This is a genomic window from Mesorhizobium sp. M7A.F.Ca.US.007.01.2.1 (assembly GCF_003998165.1).
GTDB classification, from domain to species: Bacteria; Pseudomonadota; Alphaproteobacteria; order Rhizobiales; family Rhizobiaceae; genus Mesorhizobium; species Mesorhizobium ciceri.
The window spans coordinates 1-6,001 of record NZ_RZQP01000310.1; the positions used below are offsets into that span (position 1 = coordinate 1).

Below are 6,001 nucleotides of genomic sequence, written 5' to 3' on the forward strand. Positions count from 1 at the left end.
GTCCTTGGTCTGGCCGACGAATTCCGGCTCGCGGATGAACACCGACAGCATGCCCGCTGCCGAGATCATGACGTCTTCCGAGGTGACGATCGAGGCGCGCTTGTTGCCGACGAGGTCGGCATAGGCGCGCAGGCCTCGCGTCAGCACGTTGCGGAAGCCGGCCTCGTGGGTGCCGCCTTCGCCGGTCGGGATGGTGTTGCAGTAGGAATTGATGAAGCCGTCGCCGCCGAACCAGGTCACCGCCCATTCGAGCGAGCCATGGCCGCCCTGTTTCTCGCTCTTGCCGGCGAAAATCTCGCGCGTCACCTGGAAGTCGTCGCCGAGCGATGCCTTGAGATAGTCCTTCAGGCCGCCGGGAAAATGGAATTCCGCCTTGGCCGGTGTCTGGTCTTTTTCCTTGATCAGCGACGGATCGCAGGTCCAGCGGATCTCGACGCCGCCGAACAGATAGGCTTTCGAGCGCGTCATACGGTAGAGCCGCGCCGGTTCGAACGCCGCGCCCTTGCCGAAAATCTGCTCGTCGGGGTGGAAGCGGATCTTTGTGCCGCGCCGGTTGTGGACCTCGCCCAACTGTTCCAGGCCGGTCACGGGAACGCCGCGCGAGAATTTTTGCCGATAGAGTTGCCGTCCCCGCGCGACCTCGACCTCGAGATGGTCCGACAGCGCGTTGACCACGGACACGCCGACGCCATGCAGGCCGCCTGATGTCTCGTAAACCTTGGAGTCGAACTTGCCGCCCGAATGCAGCGTCGTCATGATCACTTCAAGCGCCGGCTTCTTGAACTTCGGGTGCGGATCGATCGGGATGCCGCGGCCATTGTCGGTCACGGCGAGATAGCCGTCGGCCGAAAGCTCGACATCGATGAAGGTGGCGTGGCCGGCAACCGCTTCGTCCATCGAATTGTCGATGACCTCGGCGAACAGATGGTGCATCGCCTTGTCGTCGGTACCGCCGATATACATGCCTGGCCGGCGGCGCACCGGCTCCAGCCCTTCCAGCACCTCGATGTCGGCGGCGCTATAGCCCTCGCTGCCGTCCTTGGTCGAGGCAGGACGCTTGGTGGCTTGCACCACCAGTGGATCCGCCGGGCGCGCAGCGGTACGCACCGGCTGCGGCTGCTTGTCCATATTGCCGAAGAGATCGTTGCTGTCGTCCATGCCTGCCATAGGTTCCGGTGCTGCGAATCACCTCGCGATACTGCCACGCTTTTCAGCGCCAAGCGACCGAGGTTCCTGTTCCGTTCGGGGATCTGGGCCCTCTTACCCCAAAACCATTCGATAACCAAGCCGGCGGAAATAGATCCGATACCAACGCCCGGGATTCCTGATTCTTTAACAATGCCGCCTAACGTGAGCCCAACTAAATAAGAAACTGCTGATATCAGGGGTTTAGGCGTGAGGGGCAAGGCCATATCGATGATCGGCATCGCCGCCGTTTTCGGCGCGATCTCGATCTTTGCCGCGGATTTCTGGGTCAAAAGCCAGGCCAAGGCCGATTCCGAAGAGAAGACGTCGTCGATTCCGGCACCTGTCGTGCCGAAAGTCGAATTCAAGACCATCGTGGTGGCGAATGCCCCGTTGCGCTACGGCATGGAGCTCGACCGCGCGCAGCTCAGCGAAATCCCGTGGTCGCAAGAGTCCGTGCCGCAGGGCGCCTTCACCACCATCAATGCGTTGCTCGCCGACGGCAGCCGCGTGGTGCTGTCGCCGATCGAGGTCAACGAACCGGTGCTGCTGACCAAGCTGTCCGGCCCGAATGGCCGCGCGACGCTCTCCAACATGATGACGCCCGGAATGCGGGCGGTCACCATCCGCACCGACGAGATCGCCGGAGTCGGCGGCTTCGTCACGCCCGGTGACCGCGTTGATGTGGTGCTGACACGCGATGCCGGCGAAATCCAGGAAGTGGCCAAGAATGCGCAAGGCGCTGCCGGTTCCACCATCACCTCCGAGATCGTTGTCGCCGATGCCAAGGTGCTGAGCGTCGGGCAGGGCGCCGACGAGCGCCAGACGACGCCGCAGATTTCCAATTCGGTGACAATCGAGGTGACGACGGACGGCGCGCAGAAAGTAGCGCTGGCCCGCACCGTCGGCACGCTCTCGCTGTCGCTTCGGTCCGCCAGCGAAGGCGCTGACGGCAAGAGCGGCGTCACCACCATCTCCTCCTTCGGCGGATCGGTCGCCTCGAATGTGCAGGCCGCGGCCGGCTCGGTGTTCGACGCCGTCACCAAGGAGCCGGAGAAACCGAAGTTCAAGACGGTCATCGTAACGCGCGGCACGAAGGCCGAGGAATACCAGGTTCCTTCGCGGGACCAGAAATAAACCAGTGGGGACTGGGTGAGGGACGGGACAATGTTCGGGCTGTTCATATATCGGGTCATGACGCGGTTGCGCGTTTTGCGCGCCGTGGCTGTCGCGTCTTCGCTGGCCGCTGCGGCGATGCTGGCCTTGGGCGCCTCGGCGGCGAGAGCTGACAACGACGTCGTCTACGTGTCGTCGACCAAGAATGCGTCAATCAAGGTTGCCAAGGGCAAGCCGAAGACGATCATCACCAGTGCTGCCTTCTACCAGATCGTCATCGGCGATCCGGAGATCGCCAACGTCAATCCGCTGACCGACAAATCCTTCTATGTGCTCGGCAACAATCTCGGCACCACCGGGATTGCGCTGTTCGATGAGAAAAAGCAGCTTGTCGGCACCGTCGACATCGAGGTGACGCTCGACACCGACCAACTGGCCAGCACCATTCGCGCCAGCGTGCCGGATGCCAGGATCAAGGTCGGATCGGCCAATGGCCGTGTGGTGCTGTCGGGCGAGGCCGACGATGCCGTCGCCGCCGAAAAGGCAAACAAGATCGCGACGCGCTTTTCCGGTGCCGAGGAGGTGATCAACTCGGTCAACATCTCATCTTCGCAGCAGGTCCAGCTCAACGTCCGCTTTGTCGAGATCAACCGCCAGGCGGGCCAGGATCTGGGTGCCAAATACGCCGCCAATTTCGCCTATGGCCTTGGCGGCCGCGACGTCTCGATCGATCCGGGCACAGTGCCGACGGCCGGTACTGGCGAGATCATCGGTCGTCTCCTATCGAACGGCGTATCGATCGATATTGCCATCAAGGCGCTGGAGGAGCGCGGCTTGGCGCGGCGACTGGCCGAGCCGAACCTGATCGCCCGGTCCGGTCAGACGGCGAGCTTCCTCGCCGGCGGCGAGTTCCCGATCCCGGTCTCGGAGGACAACGGCAAGATCTCGGTCAGCTACAAGAAATACGGCGTCAGCCTGGATTTCACGCCGACGGTTCTGAAAGACGGGCTGGTCAGCCTTGATATCGCGCCGGAAGTCTCCTCGATCGATGCGTCGGCCTCCTACAATATCGGGACGATCTCGGTTCCTGGCTTCATCGTGCGCCGTGCCAGGACGTCAGTCGACCTGAAGAACGGCCAGAGCTTCATGATCGCTGGACTGCTGCAGTCGCAAAACGACATCACCACGTCGCGCATTCCGGGCCTCGGCAAGATGCCGGTGCTTGGGGCTCTGTTCTCGTCCAAATCCTATCAGCGGCGCGAGACCGACCTCGTCATCATCGTAACGCCCTATCTGGTCAAGCCGGTCGATCCGTCGAAGAAGCTCGTCGAGCCGACAGATGGCACGCAGCCGGCCAGCAATGCCGACTATTTTCTCAACAACACCGAGGAAGTGAAGGATTCCGATGCCGGTCGCACCGTGGCGCTGGCAGACGGCCGCGTCACTCAACCTGCAGCGGCCGCTTCGGCTGGGCATTTCCTCGACCTGCCGAAGGATTGAAGCCATGCGTCTGGTCTTTGGATCGAGCGTCGCCTTGCTGCTGGCCGGCTTTGCCGCTGGCTGCACCAGCGACGACTATGTGCGCAGCGAAGGGCCAACGGCCGGCGCCGGCAATGCGCAGGCCGCCAACACCGTCATGCAGATGGTCGATCCCTGGAAATACGGGGTCCAGAACACCAGGCTCCTGGTGCCGGCCCAACGAGGCAGTGCCGCGGCTGTCACACCCGATCAGGCGGCCGGTGCCAAGGCGTCGCAGTCGACCACAGGCAACTGATTCAACGGGCAACTGGTCAACGGGCGACCTGACAGGCTGACAGAATGGCAAATGGCATCAAGACCAGGAAGATCCTGCTCGTATCGACCGACAGGACGTTTGCGCAGGACACGCGCACCGCATTTTCCGCCTCCGAGATCATACAGCTCTCGACGGTGGAGAAGAACGTTACCGAGTTGCGCGGTGAGATCCAGGAAGCCGACTTCGGCGCCATCATCGTCGACATGGATGCGGCAAGGCTGGAGGAGGTCGAGTCGCTGCAGCGCATCATGCGTCGGCTGGAGGACAAGGTTCCGGTCGTCGTCGTCACCCAGGAGTTCAACGCGGCCGCGGTGCGTATTCTCGTGCAGCTCAAGGTCGCGGATTTCCTGGTCAAGCCGATCACCACGGCCGATCTGGTGCGCTCCGTGGTACGGGCGCTGCAAGGGCCCGGGCGCGAGGAAAACACCGAGTCGCAAATCTATACCTTCATGCCTGCGGCGGGCGGCGTCGGCACCACGACGCTGGCGCTGCAGACCGCCTTCCAGCTGCATCACTCGGTGACGCGCGGAGCCTCGACCTGCGTCGTCGATCTCAACTTCCAGCAGGGCGCCTGTGCCGAATATCTCGACCTCGAACCGCGTTTCGACATCACCGAGATCGAGAACCAGCCCGAGCGTCTCGACCGCCAACTGCTCGACGTGATGCTGTCCAAGCATGCCAGCGGGCTTTGCGTGCTGGCGGCACCGGCGCATCCAGCCGAGATGCGCTCGTTCAAGACCGATGTCGTGGTGCGCATGCTGGATCTCGTTTCGGCCTATTTCGACAATGTCGTCATCGACATGCCCCGCACCTGGTTTCCATGGACGGAGACCGTGCTGCTCGGTTCCAACAAGCTCTACATCGTCGCGGAAATGACGGTGCCGTGCCTGCGCCACACCCAGCGGCTGATCCAGGCGGTCTACGAGACGGCCGGCAAGGAAGTGAAGCCGAACGTCATCGTCAACCGTTTCGAACAGAAGATGTTCGATAACGGCATCAAGCAGGCGGACGTCCAGGAAATCCTTGGCGAGCATTTCGTCGGCGGCATCGCCAACAACTACCGGCTGGTGCGCGAAGCAGTCGATCGCGGCGTACCGCTGCACGAGATCGATCCCAACGCCAATGTCGTCAACGATCTGAAGAAGATCATCCTGCCGGAAGAAGCGGTCCCGACCCGGGCGAAATCGCGCTCGCTGTTTGGCATGGGCCGTGGATTGCTGAAGAGGAAAGCCGGATGACCAGCCGCTTCTCCACCCTGCAGAACCGCGATGCGCGTCCGCAGCGCGCGCATGAGACGACGCCGGTCGCCCACCATGCCGTCGTCATACCAACCAGCCGAAAGGCTTTGCCGGCAAAGCCGGAAGCAGCGCTGGCAAAGAATGCCAACAAGGTGCTCGATGCGCGCGTGCGTATCCACCGGCTGCTGCTCGAAGAGATCAATCTTGTCGCGCTGGAGCGTTTGCCGAAGGATGAGATGCGCCGGCAAGTGCATGACTTCGTTTCGGAAAAGACCAAGCAGGAGCGGATGGCGATCAACACCGTCGAGCTTGATGCGCTGGTCGACGACATCGTCGACGAGATGGTCGGCCTCGGTCCGCTCGAGCCGCTGCTCAAGGATCCCGACATCAACGATATCCTGATCAACGGCCACATGAACTGCTTTGTCGAAAAGAAAGGCAAGCTGCAGCCGGTCCACATTCCGTTCAAGGACGAGGCGCATCTCCTGCGCATCGTCAACAAGATCGTCGCCGCGGTCGGTCGCCGCGTCGACGAATCGCAGCCGATGGTCGATGCCCGCATGCTGGACGGCTCGCGCTTCAACGCGGCCATCCGCCCGGTTGCGGTCGACGGCCCGCTGGTGTCGATCCGCAAATTCTCCAAGAACAAGCTCGGCCTGCATAAACT

Annotated in this window: 6 protein-coding genes; 5 read left to right on the plus strand and 1 reads right to left on the minus strand. The window is 62.4% G+C overall.

What is annotated here, in order from left to right:
• Positions 1 to 1,158 (minus strand): ATP-binding protein (locus tag EN949_RS32070; RefSeq protein ID WP_245472558.1); only part of this gene is annotated, 1,158 nt, incomplete at its 3' end.
• A gap of 237 nt (positions 1,159 to 1,395) precedes the next feature.
• On the opposite strand from EN949_RS32070, the gene cpaB reads away from it, so the two are divergent.
• The 5 genes from cpaB to EN949_RS32095 form a co-directional block, all read left to right on the plus strand.
• Complete coding sequence (gene cpaB, locus EN949_RS32075; RefSeq protein ID WP_245268555.1) at positions 1,396 to 2,322, plus strand: Flp pilus assembly protein CpaB; 927 nt, start codon at positions 1,396 to 1,398, stop codon at positions 2,320 to 2,322.
• Positions 2,323 to 2,352: 30 nt separating this feature from the next.
• Complete coding sequence (locus EN949_RS32080) at positions 2,353 to 3,801, plus strand: type II and III secretion system protein family protein (protein WP_013531963.1); 1,449 nt, start codon at positions 2,353 to 2,355, stop codon at positions 3,799 to 3,801.
• 4 nt (positions 3,802 to 3,805) lie between these two features.
• On the plus strand, positions 3,806 to 4,075 hold the full coding sequence (locus EN949_RS32085) for a hypothetical protein (protein ID WP_013531962.1): 270 nt from the start codon (positions 3,806 to 3,808) through the stop codon (positions 4,073 to 4,075).
• Between the two features lie 44 nt (positions 4,076 to 4,119).
• The gene (locus EN949_RS32090; RefSeq protein ID WP_013531961.1) at positions 4,120 to 5,334 is read left to right on the plus strand and encodes a CpaE family protein; all 1,215 of its coding nucleotides are present in this window, start codon (positions 4,120 to 4,122) and stop codon (positions 5,332 to 5,334) included.
• The coding region (locus EN949_RS32095) for an ATPase, T2SS/T4P/T4SS family (protein ID WP_164782605.1) at positions 5,331 to 6,001 on the plus strand (671 nt) is incomplete at its 3' end. The genes EN949_RS32090 and EN949_RS32095, both read left to right, overlap by 4 nt.